Origin of the sequence: Pseudomonas sp. B2021, assembly GCF_018135665.1 — a bacterium.
Taxonomy (GTDB): Bacteria; Pseudomonadota; Gammaproteobacteria; order Pseudomonadales; family Pseudomonadaceae; genus Aquipseudomonas; species Aquipseudomonas lactis.
The window spans coordinates 391,127-407,813 of sequence record NZ_SMOF01000001.1 but is presented as its reverse complement, the minus strand read 5'-3'; the positions used below and the strand labels follow the sequence as shown (position 1 = coordinate 407,813).

17 protein-coding genes are annotated in these 16,687 nt (G+C 61.4%); 8 read left to right on the top strand and 9 right to left on the bottom strand.

Going from position 1 to position 16,687, the window contains the following annotated elements:
* Nucleotides 1–269: 269 nt before the first annotated feature.
* Both E1K68_RS01840 and E1K68_RS01835 read left to right on the top strand, forming a co-directional pair.
* On the top strand, nucleotides 270–1,868 hold the full coding sequence (locus E1K68_RS01840) for an ABC transporter permease (RefSeq protein ID WP_212613714.1): 1,599 nt from the start codon (nucleotides 270–272) through the stop codon (nucleotides 1,866–1,868).
* Complete coding sequence (locus E1K68_RS01835; protein WP_003187579.1) at nucleotides 1,865–2,680, top strand: ABC transporter ATP-binding protein; 816 nt, start codon at nucleotides 1,865–1,867, stop codon at nucleotides 2,678–2,680. Before E1K68_RS01840 ends, E1K68_RS01835 begins: the two co-directional genes overlap by 4 nt.
* On the opposite strand, the gene E1K68_RS01830 is transcribed toward E1K68_RS01835, so the two are convergent.
* A complete protein-coding gene (locus tag E1K68_RS01830; protein WP_003187578.1) occupies nucleotides 2,667–3,740 on the bottom strand; it encodes a fatty acid desaturase in 1,074 nt (357 codons plus the stop codon). The two genes, E1K68_RS01835 and E1K68_RS01830, sit on opposite strands and share 14 nt — an antisense overlap.
* A 101-nt stretch (nucleotides 3,741–3,841) precedes the next feature.
* Here E1K68_RS01830 and E1K68_RS01825 point away from each other — a divergent pair, with 101 nt between their 5' ends.
* Nucleotides 3,842–4,846 (top strand): AraC family transcriptional regulator, encoded by a 1,005-nt coding sequence (locus E1K68_RS01825; protein WP_137205028.1) that lies wholly within the window; start codon nucleotides 3,842–3,844, stop codon nucleotides 4,844–4,846.
* A gap of 63 nt (nucleotides 4,847–4,909) precedes the next feature.
* Here E1K68_RS01825 and E1K68_RS01820 read toward each other — a convergent pair whose 3' ends face one another.
* Nucleotides 4,910–5,236: a hypothetical protein gene (locus E1K68_RS01820; RefSeq protein ID WP_212613713.1), complete on the bottom strand. Its 327-nt coding sequence runs from the start codon at nucleotides 5,234–5,236 to the stop codon at nucleotides 4,910–4,912.
* A gap of 189 nt (nucleotides 5,237–5,425) precedes the next feature.
* Here E1K68_RS01820 and E1K68_RS01815 point away from each other — a divergent pair, with 189 nt between their 5' ends.
* Both E1K68_RS01815 and uraH read left to right on the top strand, forming a co-directional pair.
* Nucleotides 5,426–5,899 (top strand): heme-binding protein, encoded by a 474-nt coding sequence (locus tag E1K68_RS01815; protein ID WP_003187574.1) that lies wholly within the window; start codon nucleotides 5,426–5,428, stop codon nucleotides 5,897–5,899.
* A gap of 27 nt (nucleotides 5,900–5,926) precedes the next feature.
* On the top strand, nucleotides 5,927–6,337 hold the full coding sequence (gene uraH, locus E1K68_RS01810; protein WP_032894191.1) for a hydroxyisourate hydrolase: 411 nt from the start codon (nucleotides 5,927–5,929) through the stop codon (nucleotides 6,335–6,337).
* Here uraH and E1K68_RS01805 read toward each other — a convergent pair.
* The gene (locus E1K68_RS01805; protein ID WP_003187570.1) at nucleotides 6,332–7,018 is read right to left on the bottom strand and encodes a Crp/Fnr family transcriptional regulator; all 687 of its coding nucleotides are present in this window, start codon (nucleotides 7,016–7,018) and stop codon (nucleotides 6,332–6,334) included. The genes uraH and E1K68_RS01805 overlap by 6 nt on opposite strands.
* 83 nt (nucleotides 7,019–7,101) lie before the next feature.
* Between E1K68_RS01805 and E1K68_RS01800 the strand changes: the two genes are divergently transcribed.
* On the top strand, nucleotides 7,102–7,626 hold the full coding sequence (locus E1K68_RS01800) for an Mpo1-like protein (protein WP_019819908.1): 525 nt from the start codon (nucleotides 7,102–7,104) through the stop codon (nucleotides 7,624–7,626).
* 127 nt (nucleotides 7,627–7,753) lie between these two features.
* Here the strand turns inward: E1K68_RS01800 and E1K68_RS01795 are convergent, their stop codons facing one another.
* From E1K68_RS01795 to dibA, 6 genes are all read right to left on the bottom strand, one after another.
* Nucleotides 7,754–8,722, bottom strand: coding sequence for a sulfate ABC transporter ATP-binding protein (locus E1K68_RS01795; protein WP_094774325.1), 969 nt, complete (start codon nucleotides 8,720–8,722; stop codon nucleotides 7,754–7,756).
* Nucleotides 8,723–8,725: 3 nt separating this feature from the next.
* Nucleotides 8,726–9,598 carry a sulfate ABC transporter permease subunit CysW gene (gene cysW, locus E1K68_RS01790; protein ID WP_137205032.1) on the bottom strand — a complete coding sequence of 291 codons (873 nt, stop codon included), beginning with the start codon at nucleotides 9,596–9,598 and terminating at the stop codon, nucleotides 8,726–8,728.
* Between the two features lie 13 nt (nucleotides 9,599–9,611).
* On the bottom strand, nucleotides 9,612–10,430 hold the full coding sequence (cysT, locus tag E1K68_RS01785) for a sulfate ABC transporter permease subunit CysT (protein ID WP_032894195.1): 819 nt from the start codon (nucleotides 10,428–10,430) through the stop codon (nucleotides 9,612–9,614).
* Nucleotides 10,431–10,630: 200 nt separating this feature from the next.
* A complete protein-coding gene (locus tag E1K68_RS01780; protein WP_003187562.1) occupies nucleotides 10,631–11,641 on the bottom strand; it encodes a sulfate ABC transporter substrate-binding protein in 1,011 nt (336 codons plus the stop codon).
* Nucleotides 11,642–11,705: 64 nt separating this feature from the next.
* The gene (gene oscA, locus E1K68_RS01775; protein ID WP_003170956.1) at nucleotides 11,706–11,888 is read right to left on the bottom strand and encodes a sulfur starvation response protein OscA; all 183 of its coding nucleotides are present in this window, start codon (nucleotides 11,886–11,888) and stop codon (nucleotides 11,706–11,708) included.
* A gap of 298 nt (nucleotides 11,889–12,186) precedes the next feature.
* Nucleotides 12,187–14,103: a phosphodiesterase DibA gene (gene dibA / locus E1K68_RS01770; protein ID WP_034134600.1), complete on the bottom strand. Its 1,917-nt coding sequence runs from the start codon at nucleotides 14,101–14,103 to the stop codon at nucleotides 12,187–12,189.
* Between the two features lie 166 nt (nucleotides 14,104–14,269).
* Here dibA and desA point away from each other — a divergent pair, with 166 nt between their 5' ends.
* Both desA and E1K68_RS01760 read left to right on the top strand, forming a co-directional pair.
* A complete protein-coding gene (gene desA, locus E1K68_RS01765; protein ID WP_003187559.1) occupies nucleotides 14,270–15,454 on the top strand; it encodes a delta-9 fatty acid desaturase DesA in 1,185 nt (394 codons plus the stop codon).
* 187 nt (nucleotides 15,455–15,641) lie between these two features.
* On the top strand, nucleotides 15,642–16,643 hold the full coding sequence (locus tag E1K68_RS01760; protein ID WP_003187557.1) for a sensor domain-containing diguanylate cyclase: 1,002 nt from the start codon (nucleotides 15,642–15,644) through the stop codon (nucleotides 16,641–16,643).
* Nucleotides 16,644–16,687 lie beyond the last annotated feature (44 nt).

Genomic DNA, 16,687 nt, shown 5'->3' with positions numbered 1-16,687 from the left:
CCTGGTGGGCGACGGTCGCCTGGGGAGCAAAAAGTAGGCACAGACTGAACAAAACTTTAAATACTATAAATTCACAATTTAATAGCTTTTAGAACTATACAAGCTAACCCGCAGCCTCCAGCGGGGTATGCACAAACAGCATCGAAAATATTCTTCGAATGCATTGGATGCGTGGCGGTGTGAGGCTTTAAATGACTTTTCTTATCTCACAATCATCTTGATCACGATTTTGTAAGATCGAAATCACATAACGCATTCGGAGGTCTTCCATGGCCCGGATTTCACTTCTGAGCCTGCCGCTGGCGGCCCCGCCCAAAGGCATCGCGCCGCGCTGGCCGCAGCTGGGCCAGCGTTTATTGCCGTGGCTGCTGCCACTCACGCTGTTTGCCTTATGGTGGCTGGCCAGCCGCAATCATTGGATGAGCGAGCAGATTCTGCCCACCCCCGCCCTGGTGTGGAGCAGCGCGGTGGAGTTGGCCGGCGGCGAGTTATGGAGCCATCTGGCGATCAGCTTGCAGCGCCTGTTCTGGGGCCTGCTGGCCGGTATCAGTGCCGGCGCGATACTGGGTGCGTTCCTGGGCTTCAGTGCGCGCGCCGAGCGCTTGGTATTCCCGACCTTCAGCGCCCTGGCTCAAGTGCCGACCCTGGCCTGGATCCCGCTGTTCATGGTGTTTTTCGGCATTGGCGAAACCCTCAAACTGGTGGTGCTGGTCAAGGCCATCGTGGTGCCCGTGACCCTGCATACCCTGGTGGGCGTGCGCGATGCCCAGCCCAACCTGCGCGAAGCTGCCCGGGTGCTGCGCCTGCCTGGCCACTTGCTGATCCGCCGTCTGGTCCTGCCCGCCGCACTGCCGGCGTTCATGGCCGGCGTGCGTCTGGCCCTGGGGGCCGGCTGGACTTCCTTGCTGGCCGTGGAGTTGCTGGCCTCCAGCGAAGGCATCGGCTACCTGATGGTGTGGGCGCGCCAGTTGTTCATGCTCGATATCGTCTTCGTGTGCATCGTGGTCATTGGCGTGCTGGGTGTGGTGATGGACCGCGGCATCGGCTGGCTGGATCGCAAGTGGGTGCACTGGCCCCACCCTGCCACCGCGCAGATCCGCCGCGGGCCACGCTATGAAGGCTGGCAACGCCTGCAGCCCTGGTTGTTACCCTTGCTGTTGTTGGCGCTGTGGCAGGCAGCGACGCAACAGGGCTGGGTAGACCCGAACATTCTGGTCAGCCCCTGGACCGTGCTGCAAACCACCCTGGCCGGCGCACTGGATGGCAGCCTGACCACAGCCCTGGGCAAAAGCCTGGGCCGAGCCCTGGGCGGCTTGCTGCTCGGCGGCAGCCTGGGCTTTGCCGTGGGCCTGTGGCTGGGGTTGTCGCGGCGCAGTGAGCGACTGTTCGGCCCAACCTTGTCCGCGCTGCGTCAGATTGCGATTTTCGCCTGGGTGCCGCTGCTGACCGCTTGGTTCGGCCTGGGTGAGTTGGCCAAGTGGGTGTTTATCGCCCTCGCCGCCTTCTTCCCGTTGTTTATCGCCACCCAGCGCAGCGTGCTCAACCTGTCGCCCCAGCTGCGCGAAGCCGCGCAGGTGCTGCGCCTGAACCTCTGGCAACGCCTGCGTCGCCTGGTGCTGCCGGGCGCCGCGTCGGGCATTTTCGCCGGCCTGCGCCTGAGCCTGATCTACGCGTGGATGGGCACCCTCGGCGCCGAATATTTCATGCCCTCCAATGGCGGCATCGGCAGCCTGATGATCGGTGCCCAACAGCTGCTGCGCATGGACCTGATCATGAGCGGCATGCTGCTGGTCGGCCTCACCGGCGCCACCCTCAACCTGCTCGGCCAACGCCTCGAAACCCGCGCCACTCGCTGGAGACACGCATGAACGCACCGATTGTCAGCTTCAACCACGTGGGCAAGTCCTTCGACGTCGATGGCTTCGAACTGGAAGCCATCCGTGAATTCAACTTGGAGGTGGCCGAAGGGGAATTCGTCGCGATTGTCGGCGCCAGCGGTTGCGGCAAGTCGACCCTGCTGCGCCTGCTGGTGGGGCTCGATACGCAGTTTCGCGGCGAGATCCAGGTGGATGGCAACGCTGTCAGCGGTATCGGCGGCGAACGCGGCATTGTATTCCAGGAGCACCGTCTGTTTCCGTGGCTGACCGTGGCGCAAAACATCGGCTTGGGCTTGGTCAACGAGCCGCTGAGCGAGGCCGAGCGCACGCGGCGCATCAACGATTTTATCGAGCTGGTGGGCCTTACCGACTTCACCCGTGCCTACCCGCACCAACTCTCCGGCGGCATGGCGCAACGGGTGGCGATTGCCCGCGGCCTGGTGGCCAGCCCGCGCATCCTGTTGCTGGACGAGCCCTTCGGCGCCCTCGACGCGCTGACTCGTCAGCAGATGCAGGATGAACTGCTGGCGATTCGTGCCCGCGCCAGGATCACCACGGTGCTGGTGACCCACGATGTGGAAGAGGCGATTTTCCTGGCCGACCGCGTGGTAGTGATGGAGCCCAGGCCCGGGCGCATCAAGCAAGTGGTGAACATCGCCCTGCCCCATCCGCGCCAGCGCAGCAGCTTTGAATTTCACCAACTGCGCGAAGAACTGCTGCACGAGCTGATCAGCGATGACCACTACCAACCACCCGTGCGCGAACAGATTCGCGATTTGCCCCTGGCGTTTATTGCCTGCTGAGGTGAGCTAAATCGCTGTGTGCCTGCTCACGTCGCTCGAAGCGGTTGGCGCGGGCAAAGGTGCCCAAATCATTGAAGCGCACACCCATCTCGGCCATGACCTTATGCGCCACCTTGGTGGTCATCTGGCGGATGTAAAACGGCTCTTTCACCACAAAGTGATGGATGCCATGGGTGCTGCCGAAGTTGAAGCAGAACGCCTGCAACGGCCACAGCCACCAGGGGTTCAGCACTTGGGTTTGCTGGATCACATTGCCCAGCTCCACATCGCCGTAGTAATGCATGTTGGAGCTGACAAAGTGCAGGCAGAAGGTGCGCAACACGTTCGGGCCGATGATCACCACCGCAGCGATATCGATCACCTGCATCACCTGCAAGGTACCAGCTGACCACTGAATGGGCGCGCCCATCAAACTGGCAATCCCATTGGCGGCATGAAAGCCCAGGAAGACGTACCACGCGCCCCAATGCAGCAAGGCCAGCGGTGCGTACACCAGCAGCACGCGCTTGAGGATGCTGAACCTGTGCGGCCAGGTCTTGGCGCGCAACAGGCGGATCAAGGCCGACATCATGTTGTCCCCCACCATCAGCAACCGCGCGATGCCCCAGGGTTCGCCATTGGTGATCGCGCGCTCTTCCATATCGGCCTCGGTGCCCGAAACCTTGTGATGGTTGAGGTGCAGATGCCTGCGTATCCACGGGTTGATGGTGCTCGGGCGCGCCAGCCACACCAGGCCCATCATCAAATTGTGGGGCACGCGCTGTTTGCGAAAGTACATGCTGTGGATCAGGTCGTGTTCCAGCTCGTGAGTGAGCGAGGCGAAGAACGCATTGAGCAGCAGGCACACCCACCAGGCCATGTGACCGCTGATATAGAGCGCCGCCGAGCCGAGCATGCCTAACAAGGCAAAGGCCAGGATGCCCGCGCCCAGCGCGTCCTGATGCAACAACCAGGGGTGCCGCTGGCGCAGGCGCACGCCCTCGGCCATCACCACCTCGCGGATATGCGCCGAACGCTGTTGTGCGTTCAACGGCTGGGGGCTTGCAGAAGTACCGTCCATGCTTCCATTCTCTTGTGAAGTGATGCCTGAATCCTGCACCTAACCCTAGCGCAGGACGCTAGCCGCGCACGCCAATCTTTTGACCACAAGCGCCAATTGCCATGACCGAACCCACTTCCCTCGCCAGCTGGACCCGCGCCCTGCGCAAGCAGCTCGACGCCCTGGGCCTCGACAGCGCCGCGCTGTGCGCCGAAGCCGGGCTGGACCCGCAGCAGATGGACGACCCCAACGCCCGCTATCGGTTGTCGGCCACTACGCGCTTATGGGCGCTGGCGGTAGAGGCCAGTGGCGACCCGGCGATTGGGTTGCGGGTGTCGCGGTTTGTCAGCCCCACCACCTTTCATGCGCTGGGTTACGCATTGGTGGCCAGCGGCAGCTTGCGCGAGGTGTTCGAGCGCATCGTGCGCTATCACCAGGTGGTCAGTGATGCCCTGGACCTGGAGCTGAGCCGCCACGGCGACGTCTACCGTTTTCGCCTGCTCCAACCCCCAGGCAGCCCCGCGCCCGCGCCGGAAGCGATCGATGCCTTTGCGGCGATCTATGTGCGCACCTGCCGCAACCGCCTCGGGCGTGACTATGCGCCGCTGGCCGTTTACCTACGGCGCCCGGAACCTGCCGACCCCAAGCCGTGGCATACGGTATTTCGCTCGCCAGTATTCTTTGCCGCCGACGAAGACCGCCTGGAGTTCGCCGCCAGCGACTTCGACAGCCACCTGGACGATGCCAACCCGGAGCTGGCCGAACACAACGAAACCGTGCTCAAGCGCACCCTCGCCCAACTGCAACCGCTGACCTGGGAACGCAAGGTGCGCGCCGCCATCGAGGCGCAATTGCCAGACGGCGAGCCGAGTGCCGAACGCATTGCACAAGCGCTGCACTTGAGCCTGCGCAGCCTGCAAAGGCACTTGGCCGATGAGGGGTGTCGGTTTGACGCCTTGCTTAACGAGTGCCGGCAAAACCTGGCGTTATTGCACCTGCGCGACCCGCAGTGCTCATTGGCCGAGATCAGCCATTTGCTGGGGTTTGCCGATACCAGCAGTTTCAACCGTGCGTTCAAGCGCTGGACAGGGATGACGCCGGGGCAGTTTCGGGGGGATTTGCAGTAGCCACCCAAGCATGCGCTGTCTTCCCACAAGAACGACTCCTGAACCGGGCCAAAAACCACCCGCTCACTCCACCGTAAATCTAATAACAGATGTCCATGCGGAACGCTCCAGAGTTGTTTCCTGCCACCCGAAAACACCGACCTCACCTGGGTCCAGAAAATGTGTGAACTCCCATGATCCATCTGGCTTAACTTTAGCGCCGCCAAATTTATCCCCATTTACCGGAGTAAGGGAGAAGTAGACGTCCCAGTCGGGAAGACCCGCGCCTTTGAACATCACTGGGCTCGCATAACTTCCACCTTTCACCGGTAGTTCTACAACCGGTGGGTTTTCTACCCGTTTTCCTGGCCTCGATATTGGAGGGAAAACATCACAAGAATTTTCTGACATGAGCCTTAACTCCTCGATTGTCACGACTGACAATCAAAGTCTGCGCCCTCTGAAACATCAAATCTACTGTCAAAGTTGACAGGTACAAACCCCATGCAGCCAGTTTGATTACAAACCTGTCATCCAATTGTGCGGCTTTTGTCCGCATCCGCTGGTTACCGTGACGGCCTGCTTTCTGGAGCCCTCACTATGTACCGCACTGCCTTGTTCTTGAGCCTCGCCGTGGCCACCGCCGCCCAGGCGGCGCCACAATTGCCACGCCACGCCGAGTTGGATCTGCACACCGCTCGCCAACTGGCCGACGCCAGCCTGGCCCACTGCACCGCTGCGCTGACCGTCCTCGACCGCGGTGGCAACCTGTTGCTGGGCCTGCGCGCTGACGGTGTTGGCCCGCACAACAGCCTCGCCAGCCAACGCAAGGCGTACACGGCGCTGTCGACAAAAAACCCGACCCGGCTGTTTGCCGAACGGGCGCGTAATAACCCCGAGGCCGCCAACCTCAACAGCTTGCCCGAGCTGCTGTTGCTCGGCGGTGGCGTGCCGCTGTTTGCCGACGCCGAACTGGTCGGTGCCCTAGGCATCGCCGGTGCCGGTGGCGCCGCGCAGGATGAAGCCTGCGCCGTGCAGGCCGCCGAGCAACTGGGCCTGAAAATCACCCCTTGATTCCACTTCCCTCAAAAGGACTTCGCGATGAAAACCTTGAGCATGACCCTTGCCGCACTAAGCCTGAGCGGCCTGTGCAACCTGGCCCTGGCCGACGGCAACCCGCTGAGCGTGCACGTACTCAACCTGGAAAATGGCCTGCCAAGCGCCGGGGTCAATGTCACCCTGGAACAGCACGTGGGCGATAAATGGCAGTCGCTGTCTGAAGGTGTCACCAACCAGCAAGGCCGCATCGCCGAGCTGTTCCCGGCCAACCGCAGCCTGCAGCCGGGCGAGTACCGCGTGGTGTTCAAGACCGGCGATTACTACAAGAAGGCTAACCGCGAGACGTTCTTCCCCGAGGTGCCGGTGATTTTCCAGGTCAAGCAGGCCGACCAGCACTACCACATCCCGCTGCTGCTCAGCCCTTACGGCTTCTCCACCTATCGCGGTTCATAGGCCCGCGGCCAGCTGCAGCCCGTTGAGGTCGCATATCTCGATGGCGCCGTAACTCAAGCCGATAATGCCCTGTTGCTCCAGCGCCTTGAGCAGACTGTTGATGGTCTGGCGCGACAGGCCCAGCATTGCCGCCAGATCCTCCTGGGGCAGGTGCAGCACGCGGCGCGCCTGCTCCACTTCGCCGTAGCCTTGGGCAATCATCAGCAACCGATGGGCCAGGCGCTTTGAGGCGGGCATCAGGCTTATCTGTTCGATATTGATCAACGACAGCCGCAGTTTATGGCTCATCAACAGGGCCATCTCCCGCCAGAACAGCGGATGCTGTTCGAGAATGCCGAGCATCGCCGCCTGCGGCACCTGCAACAGCCTGCATGCGCCCGTGGCCAGGGCATCGTGGGTGCGCGGCAGGTTGTCGAACAGGCAGATCTCGCCGAACCAGTAGGGCGTTTCCACCAGGCTCAACACCGCTTCCTTGCCTTGGGCACTGACCGCACTGATGCGCACCGTGCCTTCCAGCACCGCATACACGCCGCACGGCGGGTCACCTCGCTTGAACAGGTACTGCCCCGCCGTCAGCACACGCAACCGCGCTGCCTCCAGCAGGCTACGCTGCAAGTCAGGCGGCAAATGGCTGAACCAATGACCGCGAGCCAATTGCGCGTGCCATGTCCCTGTGTCCATGCGAACTCCGAAGATTGTCGCCCAGTTGACAGTTAGGTACAGGCTGACAGGGCATGATCAAACATCCTACAGGAGGAACAACAATGAAAAGCCTCGTCGACCACCTCAGTCAATACGCCGCATACCACCGCGACCCACGCAACATCGCCAGCCACTTCATCGGTATCCCGCTGATTGTGGTGGCGGTGGCCGTGCTGCTGTCGCGCCCCGAGTGGTCGGTGGGCGGGCTGTGGCTATCACCTGCGGTGCTGCTGGCGTTGTTTTCGGCGTGGTTTTACCTGCGCCTGGAACTGGCCTTGGGCGTGTTGATGACGGTGCTGATGGGCTTGTCGGTGTGGGCCGGGCATGTGCTGGCGGCGCAAAGCACGGCGGTGTGGCTGAGCAGCGGCGTGGGCATGTTTGTGGTGGGCTGGGTGATTCAGTTCGTCGGGCATTACTACGAAGGCAGAAAGCCTGCGTTTGTGGACGATGTGTCGGGGCTGATCGTGGGGCCGTTGTTTGTGGTGGCGGAGTTGGCGTTTTTGCTGGGGTTGCGGCAGGACCTCAAGCGGCAGATTGAAGAGCGTTCGGGGCCGGTGGCGGTACGCGGGAAAAACGCCACGGTCTAACAGGTACTGAAGACCCAATGTGGGAGCCGGGCTTGCCCGCGATGGCGGTGGATCAGCTGGCATAACCGTCGACTGACACATCGCCATCGCGGGCAAGCCCGGCTCCCACAGGGGTATTGTGTTGGGCTCAGGTTTTGGGTTTGAAGAACAGGGTCTCGCCCCGCGCCAGGCCGGTGAGGCTGTCGTGGTCTTTCACCACTTCGGCCTCGATCAGTTCGTTTTGGCCCTCAACCTTGAGCGTAACCCGCGTGGTCGCACCCAACGGCCGGATATCCCGCACCTGCGCCGCATGGTGATCCTCCAGCTCATGGCGCGACAGCGACACTTCGTGAGGGCGGAACAGCACGTGCTGGTCGTCACCCAGGTGCAAGCGGTTGGAGTCACCCAGGAAGTGGTACACAAAGTCGCTGGCCGGGTTTTCGTAGACGTCGCCCGGTGAACCGATCTGCTCGATCACGCCCTTGTTCATCACCACGATACGGTCGGCGACTTCCATGGCCTCTTCCTGGTCGTGGGTCACGAAGACCGAAGTCAGGTTGATGTCTTCGTGCAGGCGCGCCAGCCAGCGGCGCAGTTCTTTACGCACCTTGGCGTCGAGGGCGCCGAAGGGTTCGTCGAGCAGCAACACCTTGGGCTCCACCGCCAGGGCGCGGGCCAGGGCGATACGCTGGCGCTGGCCACCGGAGAGTTGCTCCGGATAACGGTCCGACAACCAATCAAGCTGCACCATGTTCAGCAGCTCATGAACCTTGCTCGCGATCTGGCTTTCGCTGGGGCGTTGGTTTTTCGGCTTCATGCGCAGGCCGAAAGCGACGTTGTCGAACACGGTCATGTGGCGAAACAGCGCGTAGTGCTGGAACACAAAGCCCACGTTGCGATCACGCACATCGTGGCCGGAGACGTCTTCACCATGGAACACGATGCTGCCGGCATCCGGGGTTTCCAGACCGGCGATGATGCGCAGCAGCGTGGTCTTGCCGCAGCCGGACGGGCCCAGCAACGCCACCAGCTCGCCACTTTGGATATCCAGGTTGATGCTGTCCAGGGCCTTGAAGGCGTTGAAGTTCTTGCTGACATTACGGACTTCGATCGACATGACTTATTCCTCACCCGCGCTGTTGCGCAGGCGGTTGATTCGGTTCTCGCTCCACTGCTTGAGCAGCAGGATGAAGAGCGCCAGGATCAGCAACAGGCTGGCCACCGCAAACGCGGCAACGTGGTTGTATTCGTTGTAGAGAATCTCGACATGCAGCGGCAGCGTGTTGGTGACGCCGCGAATGTGGCCGGACACCACCGACACCGCGCCGAACTCCCCCATGGCCCGCGCCGTACACAGCACCACGCCGTAGATCAGGCCCCATTTGATGTTCGGCACGGTGACATGCCAGAACATCTGCCAGCCATTGGCGCCCAGCAGGCGCGCGGCTTCTTCTTCCTGGGTGCCCTGCTCCTGCATCAGCGGGATCAGCTCACGGGCCACGAACGGCACGGTGACGAAGATGGTCGCCAGCACGATGCCCGGCAGGGCGAACACGATCTGGATGTCATGGTCTTGCAACCACGGCCCGAAGAAGCCCTGGGCGCCGAACATCAACACGTATACCAGGCCGGCGATCACCGGCGAGACCGAGAACGGCAGGTCGATCAGCGTGACCAAAATGCTCTTGCCGCGGAACGAGTACTTGCTCACGCACCAGGCGGCGCTGACGCCGAATACCAGGTTGAGCGGCACCGAAATCAGCACGGCGATCACCGTGAGTTTCAGCGCCGACAGCGCGTCCGGTTCAAGGATTGCGGTGAAGAAAGCGCCGAGGCCGTTCTTCAAGCCCTGGGACACCACCACCAGCAACGGCAGCAGCAGGAACAGCACAAATACCAGCCAGCCAAGGCCGATCAGGATACGTCGCGAGGTCGCGCTGCCACGCCGGGCGGCGTTGGCCGAGGACGCGGCGGAAATAGACGATTGGGACATGTTCCGCGCCTCCTTATGGACGTTCGATGCGCCGCTGCAACAAGTTGATCAGCAGCAGCAAGACAAAGGACACCACCAGCATCAGCACACCAATGGAGGTGGCGCCGCGGTAGTCGTATTGGTCGAGCTTGACCATGATCAGCAGTGGCAGGATTTCGGTTTTCATCGGCATGTTGCCAGCGATGAAGATCACTGACCCGTACTCACCCACGCCTCGGGCAAACGCCAGGGCGAAACCGGTGAGCCAGGCGGGCAGCAGCGCCGGCACGAGGATGTAGCGGAACACTTGCAACGGCTTCGCGCCGAGGCAGGCCGCAGCCTCTTCGATTTCCCGGGGGATATCGGCCAGTACCGGCTGCACCGTGCGCACCACGAAGGGCAACGTGACGAAGGTCAGCGCCAGGGTGATACCCAGGGGGGTGTAGGCGATCTTGAAACCCAGGTCGGTGGCAAACTGGCCGACCAGGCCGTTGGGTGCGTACAACGCCGTGAGCGCGATACCGGCGACGGCAGTGGGCAAGGCGAACGGCAGGTCGATCATCGCATCAATGACCTTGCGCCCGGGGAAGGTGTAGCGCACCAGCACCCAGGCCAGCAGCGTGCCGATCACACCGTTGATCAGCGCGGCGTAAAGCGCGGTGCTGAAGCTCAGCTTCAAGGCCGCCAGTACCCGAGGTGCGGAAATGATATTCCAGAATTGATCCCAGGTGAGTTGAGCGGCGTGTACAAACATCGCCGCCAGGGGGATGAGTACGATCAGGCTGAGGTACACCACGGTGTAGCCCAGCGTCAGCCCGAAGCCGGGTATGACGGGGGAGATACGACGCGACATAAGAGTCCTTGGTTAAAGGGTAGAAACCACTGTAGGAGCGCGCTTTTTGTGGGAGCTGGCTTTTCTGTGGGAGCCGGGCTTGCCCGCGATGCAGGCACCTCGGTGTGTCAGTCACACCACGGTGATGCTATCGCAGGCAAGCCAGCTCCCACACAAGCCCAGTTCCTACAAAAAAGTCAGGCTCCTACAGTTACTTTGGCTTATTGCGCCGTGTAGATCTGGTCGAACACGCCACCGTCATTGAAGAATTTCGGTTGGGCAGTTTTCCAGCCGCCGAAGTCTTTGTCGATAGTCACCAGGTCCAGTTTCGGGAACTGCTGGGCGTATTTGGCGGCGACTTTTTCATCCCGTGGACGGTAGAAATTCTTCGCCGCAATCTCCTGGCCCGCCGGGCTGTACAGGTGGTTGAGGTACGCGGTGGCGATCTCGGTGTTGCCCTTTTTCTCGGCGTTCTTGTCGACCACAGCCACCGGCGGTTCCGCCAGGATCGACAGGGACGGCACGACGATGTCGAACTTGTCGGCGCCGCCGTCTTCCTTCAAAGCCAGGAACGCCTCGTTTTCCCACGCCAGCAGCACATCACCCTGGCCATTGTTGACGAAGGTAATGGTAGAACCGCGCGCGCCGGTGTCCAGTATCGGGACGTGCTTGAACAGCTCTTTGACGTATTCCTGGGCCTTGGCTTCACTGCCGCCGGCCTTGAGGCCGTAGGCCCAGGCGGCGAGGAAGTTCCAGCGTGCACCGCCGGAGGTTTTCGGGTTGGGCGTGATCACCGACACGTCTTTCTTGATCAGGTCGCCCCAGTCCTTGATGCCCTTGGGGTTGCCCTTGCGCACCAGGAACACAATGGTGGAGGTGTACGGCGTGCTGGCGTCCGGCAGGCGGGTCTGCCAGTTCTCCGGCAGGGTCTTGCCCAGCTTGGCGATTTCGTCGATGTCGCCGGCCAGGGCCAGGGTGACGACATCGGCGCGCAGCCCATCGATCACCGCCCGGCCTTGTTTGCCCGAGCCACCGTGGGACTGCTGGATCTTGACGTTGTCGCCGGGGTGGGACTGTTTCCAGAAGCTGGTGAATTCAGCGTTGTAATCCTGGTACAGCTCACGGGTGGGGTCGTACGAGACGTTGAGCAACTCGTAGTCCTTGGCAACGGCGGAACCGGCAAACACGGCACTGGCCAATGCGGCCAAGGCATAACGGCGAATCGACGACATAGAAGCTCCTGAAATTCTTGAGTATTGGCTTTTCTTGTAATTGCGGGTCTATCGCCGTTCTAGCTCAGCTCGGTTTGTTACCGGGGTTCTGCAGACGGAATTTTTCCTTGCGTTCGATCTGTACCACTTGGGCGTTGTGTACGGTGATTTCCACCGCGCCAAACCGCAGGTCGCGCAGGGCGCTCTGGATTTCACGCAAAATGGCTGCTTCGTCCTGGCCGTCAACGCTACGTAGAGATGCGCTCATGGTCTCGCTCCTGAAAATGAGTAGTGCCTGGCAGTGGCGGCACTGCTTGCGGCGTGAGGGCGATAGTAGATAAGCGCGGATATTCTTAAAAATACTATTTAAGAATGTTTATATAACCAGAAAGAATTTTCTGATGGGGCATGGGGTTGCAAGAGTTTTGGCAGCAAAAACGCTCACACACAGGCGCCGCAGAACCCCCTGTGGGAGCTGGCTTGCCTGCGAAAGCGGTGGTGCAGTCACAGATGCAGCGACTGACACACCGCCTTCGCGGGCAAGCCCGGCTCCCACATTGACCGAGTCAGTCTTGGCGGATCAGAGGGGCCCGCGTCCAATCAATCTCCTGGGCCGGCATGGGCCGCCCAAACCAATACCCTTGGCCCATGTCGCATTCCTGGTCCAGCAGGAACCGCGCCTGTTCCACCTGCTCGATCCCTTCTGCATGCACCTGCATGCCCATGCTTTTGGCCAGGGCGATCACCACGCGCACAATCGCCGCGTCGTCTTCGTCCCACGGCAAGCCCGCCACAAAGCCCTGGTCGATCTTGAGCTTCTGCACCGGCAGGCGTTTGAGGCGCAGCAACGAGGAATAGCCGGTGCCAAAGTCGTCGATGGCCAGGCGCAGGCCCAGTTCGCGCAGGCGGTGCAGTTGCTCCAGCGCGACTTCCGGGTCGTCCATCACGGCGCTCTCGGTGACTTCCAGCTCCAGAAAGGCCGGATCCAGGCCAGTGGTGTGCAGCACTTGGGCGACTTGCTCATACAGCTCGCGCCGGGCAAACAGGCGGCTGGAGACATTGATGGCGATAAAGCTCAGCGGCGCGCCGTCGGCCAGCCACTGGCACATCTGGCGGCAGGCCTGGTCCATCACCCACGCATCGATGTCGGCAATCAGCCCAGTGCGCTCGGCGATGGGGATGAACTCGCCCGGCGGAACCAGGCCGCGTTCCGGGTGCTGCCAGCGCACCAGTGCTTCGACGCCGACCAAACGGCTGTCGTGCAGGTCGTGCACCGGCTGGTAATACACGCGCAATTCATGTTGGTCGAGGGCGCGACGCAACTCGCCGGCGATTTCCACCCGATGCTGGGCGTGGGCGGTCAGCTCTTCGGTATACAACGCGTAGCCTTCGCGCCCGGCGCTCTTGGCCTTGAACAAGGCGGAATCGGCGTTGCGCAGCAATTGCTCGGCGCTGAGGGCGTCACTGGGGAACAGGCTGATACCGATACTGGCGCTGATAAACAGCTGGTTGCCGTCAAAAATGAACGGATCCTTCATGGCGTTGAGCATGCGCTGCGCCAAGGCCGCCGCTTGCACCACCTGCGGGCAGCTTTCTGCCAGCACGGCAAATTCGTCGCCCCCCAGGCGCGCCAAGGTCACCCCCGGCCCAAACAGGCCGCTCAGACGTTCGGCCACCAGCTTGAGCAATTGATCGCCGACGTTATGGCCCAGGCTGTCGTTGATGATCTTGAAGTGGTCCAGGTCCATCAACAGCAGGGCGCAGCCACGCTTATGCACCTGCGCAGAGGCCAGGGCCTGCTCGGCGCGATCGGTAAACAACAGGCGGTTGGGCAGGTCGGTGAGCGGGTCGTGATGGGCCAGGTGCGCCAATTCGTGCTCAGAGTTCTTCATGGCGCTGATGTCCGAAAACACCGCGACGTAGTGGCTGACCTTGCCCTGGTCGTCGTGAATCACGCGGATGGTTTGCCACTGGGGGTAAACCTCGCCGCTTTTACGCCGGTTCCAGATTTCGCCGCTCCATTCGCCGGTGCTTTCCAGGGCCTGGAACATTTGCTGGTAGAAATGCGCCGAGTGGCGCCCGGACTTGAACAGGCTTGGCCGTTGGCCCATGACGTCGTCGCGCTGATAGCCGGTGATCTCCATGAACGCGCGGTTGACGTGCACGATCAGCCCCTGAGTATCGGTGACCAGCACCCCTTCGCGGGTGCAATCGAACACCGCAGCGGCCTGGCGCAGGCGCTCGCGATTCTCTTTCAGGGGTTGTTGCAACGCGTGGGCGCGGGCAAAACGCCGGCCTATCCAGTAAATGAGCAACGCGCTGAGGCTGACCCCCACGTATCCACGCGCCTGCAGCCAGTGCCCCAGCTCCATGGGTTCATCGATAAAGTTGATTAATAGGTAATTGCTGAGCTGGAGCCAAACGATAGAAACCAGCAGGTATACCAACCCCGCACGTAGGGCACCTCGGTATGAAAACAGCATATGTTTAGTAATCCTTACTAAATAACCAGAATCGCCCTACAAAGGATCAGGATTATAGAGGAGGAAACACTTTGTAAGTCTTATCTGAAACAGTGACTGGTTTTATCTGCAAAGGAAGTGATAATGCGGGTGCTGTTTTTTTCTTTATCTGAGGGCCATACAGCCTATGTGGTACAACGGTTTTCTTGATCTGTCCGCCTGGCAACTGGTGGCAGTCACGCTGTTGATGACCCACGTGACCATTATTGGGGTCACTGTCTATCTGCACCGTTATTCGGCCCATCGCTCGCTCGAGCTCAATGCCGGCCTGAAACACTTCTTCCGCTTCTGGCTGTGGCTGACCACGGCGCAGAACACCCGCGAGTGGACCGCCATCCACCGCAAGCACCACGCCAAGTGCGAAACCGTCGATGACCCGCACAGCCCGGTGATCAAGGGCTTGTCCACCGTGCTGCGCAAAGGTGCCGAGCTGTACCGCGCCGAGGCGGAAAACCCCGAGACCCTGCGCATCTACGGCAAGAACTGCCCGGACGACTGGATCGAACGCAATCTCTACACGCGCTACCCGCTGCTGGGCGTGGCGCTTATGGGCGTGATCGACCTGCTGCTGTTCGGCACCATCGGTATCACCATCTGGGCGATCCAGATGATGTGGATCCCGTTCTGGGCCGCCGGCGTGATCAATGGCCTGGGGCATGCCGTGGGCTATCGCAACTTCGAATGCCGTGACGCCGCCACCAACCTGGTGCCGTGGGGCATCATCGTCGGCGGCGAAGAGCTGCACAACAACCACCACACCTACCCCAACTCGGCCAAGCTGTCGGTGAAGAAGTGGGAGTTCGACCTGGGTTGGGCCTGGATCAAAGTGTTCAGCTTCCTGCGCCTGGCCAAGGTGCAGCGTGTAGCGCCCATCGCCCACCGCGTGGAAGGCAAGGGCAGCCTGGACATGGACACTGCCATGGCGATCCTCAACAACCGCTTCCAGATCATGGCCCAATACCGCAAGTTGGTAATTGGCCCGCTGGTCAAGCAGGAGCTTGAGAAGGTCGATCATTCAGTGCGCCACCAGTTCCATCGCGCCAAGCGCCTGTTGTCGCGGGAAACCAGCTTGCTGGAAGACCGCCACCACCTGCGCATCCAGAGCATGCTGGAACACAGCCATGCCCTGACCGTGATCTACGAAAAGCGCCTGGCGCTGCAGCAGATCTGGCTCAAGACCAGTTCCAACGGCCACGATATGCTGGCCGCGATCAAGGAATGGGTGCATGAAGCCGAGGCCAGCGGCATCCAATCCCTGCGCGATTTTGCCCACCAGTTGAAGACTTACTCGTTGCGCCCTACAGCGGCGTAAGGGCGCCGTGGGAGGGCTCGCCCTCCCACGCACTGGCTTTTTGGCGCCATTTTCCGGGCACCGTCAATCCACGCCGTTCACGGAACTTCACCGCAATTCCCCTCTCTCAAAGAACACTTCGCCATCATGGTGACCCCTTGTAGTGACCGCCTTTGCACCTGCGGCGCGCCCAGAGAGAGTTGTACCGATGGTTCACGAAAAGCCCAGCCTGCCCGATGTGCCCACCGCAGAGCCGCCGCGCCCGGCCGCGGCGGCGACCCTGTTGGCGCTTATGCATGCTCAAGGTGAAGTCGAGCGGCTGAGTGAGCGTGAGCAACTGCTCAGCTCACTGCTGGTCAGCGTGAACGCCGTGCTTTGGGCCATTGATTGGGAAACACGCCGCGTGCTGTATGTGAGCCCGGCCTACGAGCGCCTGTTTGGCCGCTCTGCCGGCCTGCTGCTGGCCGACCACCGTGAATGGCGCAACAGCGTCCACCCCGAAGACCTCGACTACGCCGAACACAGCCTGGCCCGCGTGCTGGAACAAGGTGCCGTGGAGGACCGCGAGTACCGCATCATCACCGCTGACGGGCAGATCCGCTGGTTGAGCGACAAGTGCTACATCAACCAGCAGGTGGTGCCCGGTGAAGCGCTGATCGTGGTGGGCATCGCCGAAGACATCACCGAAAAGAAGCAACTTGAGCTGGAACTGCATCGCCTCGCCACCACCGATGTACTGACCCAAAGCAGCAACCGCCGACACTTCTTCGAACTCGCCAACCAAGCCTTCGACAATGCCTGCGCGCAGGGCACGCCGCTGGCGTTCCTGTTGCTGGACATCGATGATTTCAAAGACATCAACGACACCTACGGCCACCTGGAGGGCGACCAGGTGCTGCGGCGTATCGCGGAGAGCGGTCGCGGGGTATTGCGCCGGGGCGACCTGTTCGGGCGCGTTGGCGGCGAAGAATTTGCTGCTGTGCTGCCGGGTTGCCCACCGGAGATGGCCCTGCAGGTGGCCGAACGGTTGGGCAAAGAGATCCAGACGTTGGTGTTCAGCTATGAGGGGCATGAATTTAACGTGACCGTCAGTCAGGGCCTGGCCGGCCTGCGCGAAGATGACTCCACCCTCGACAGCCTGTTTGCCCGGGCGGATGCGGCGATGTACGAGGCCAAGCGCCAGGGCAAGAACCGCGTTATCGCCGGTTAACACCGACCAACTGTGGGAGCTGGCTTGCCTGCGATGGCGGCTTA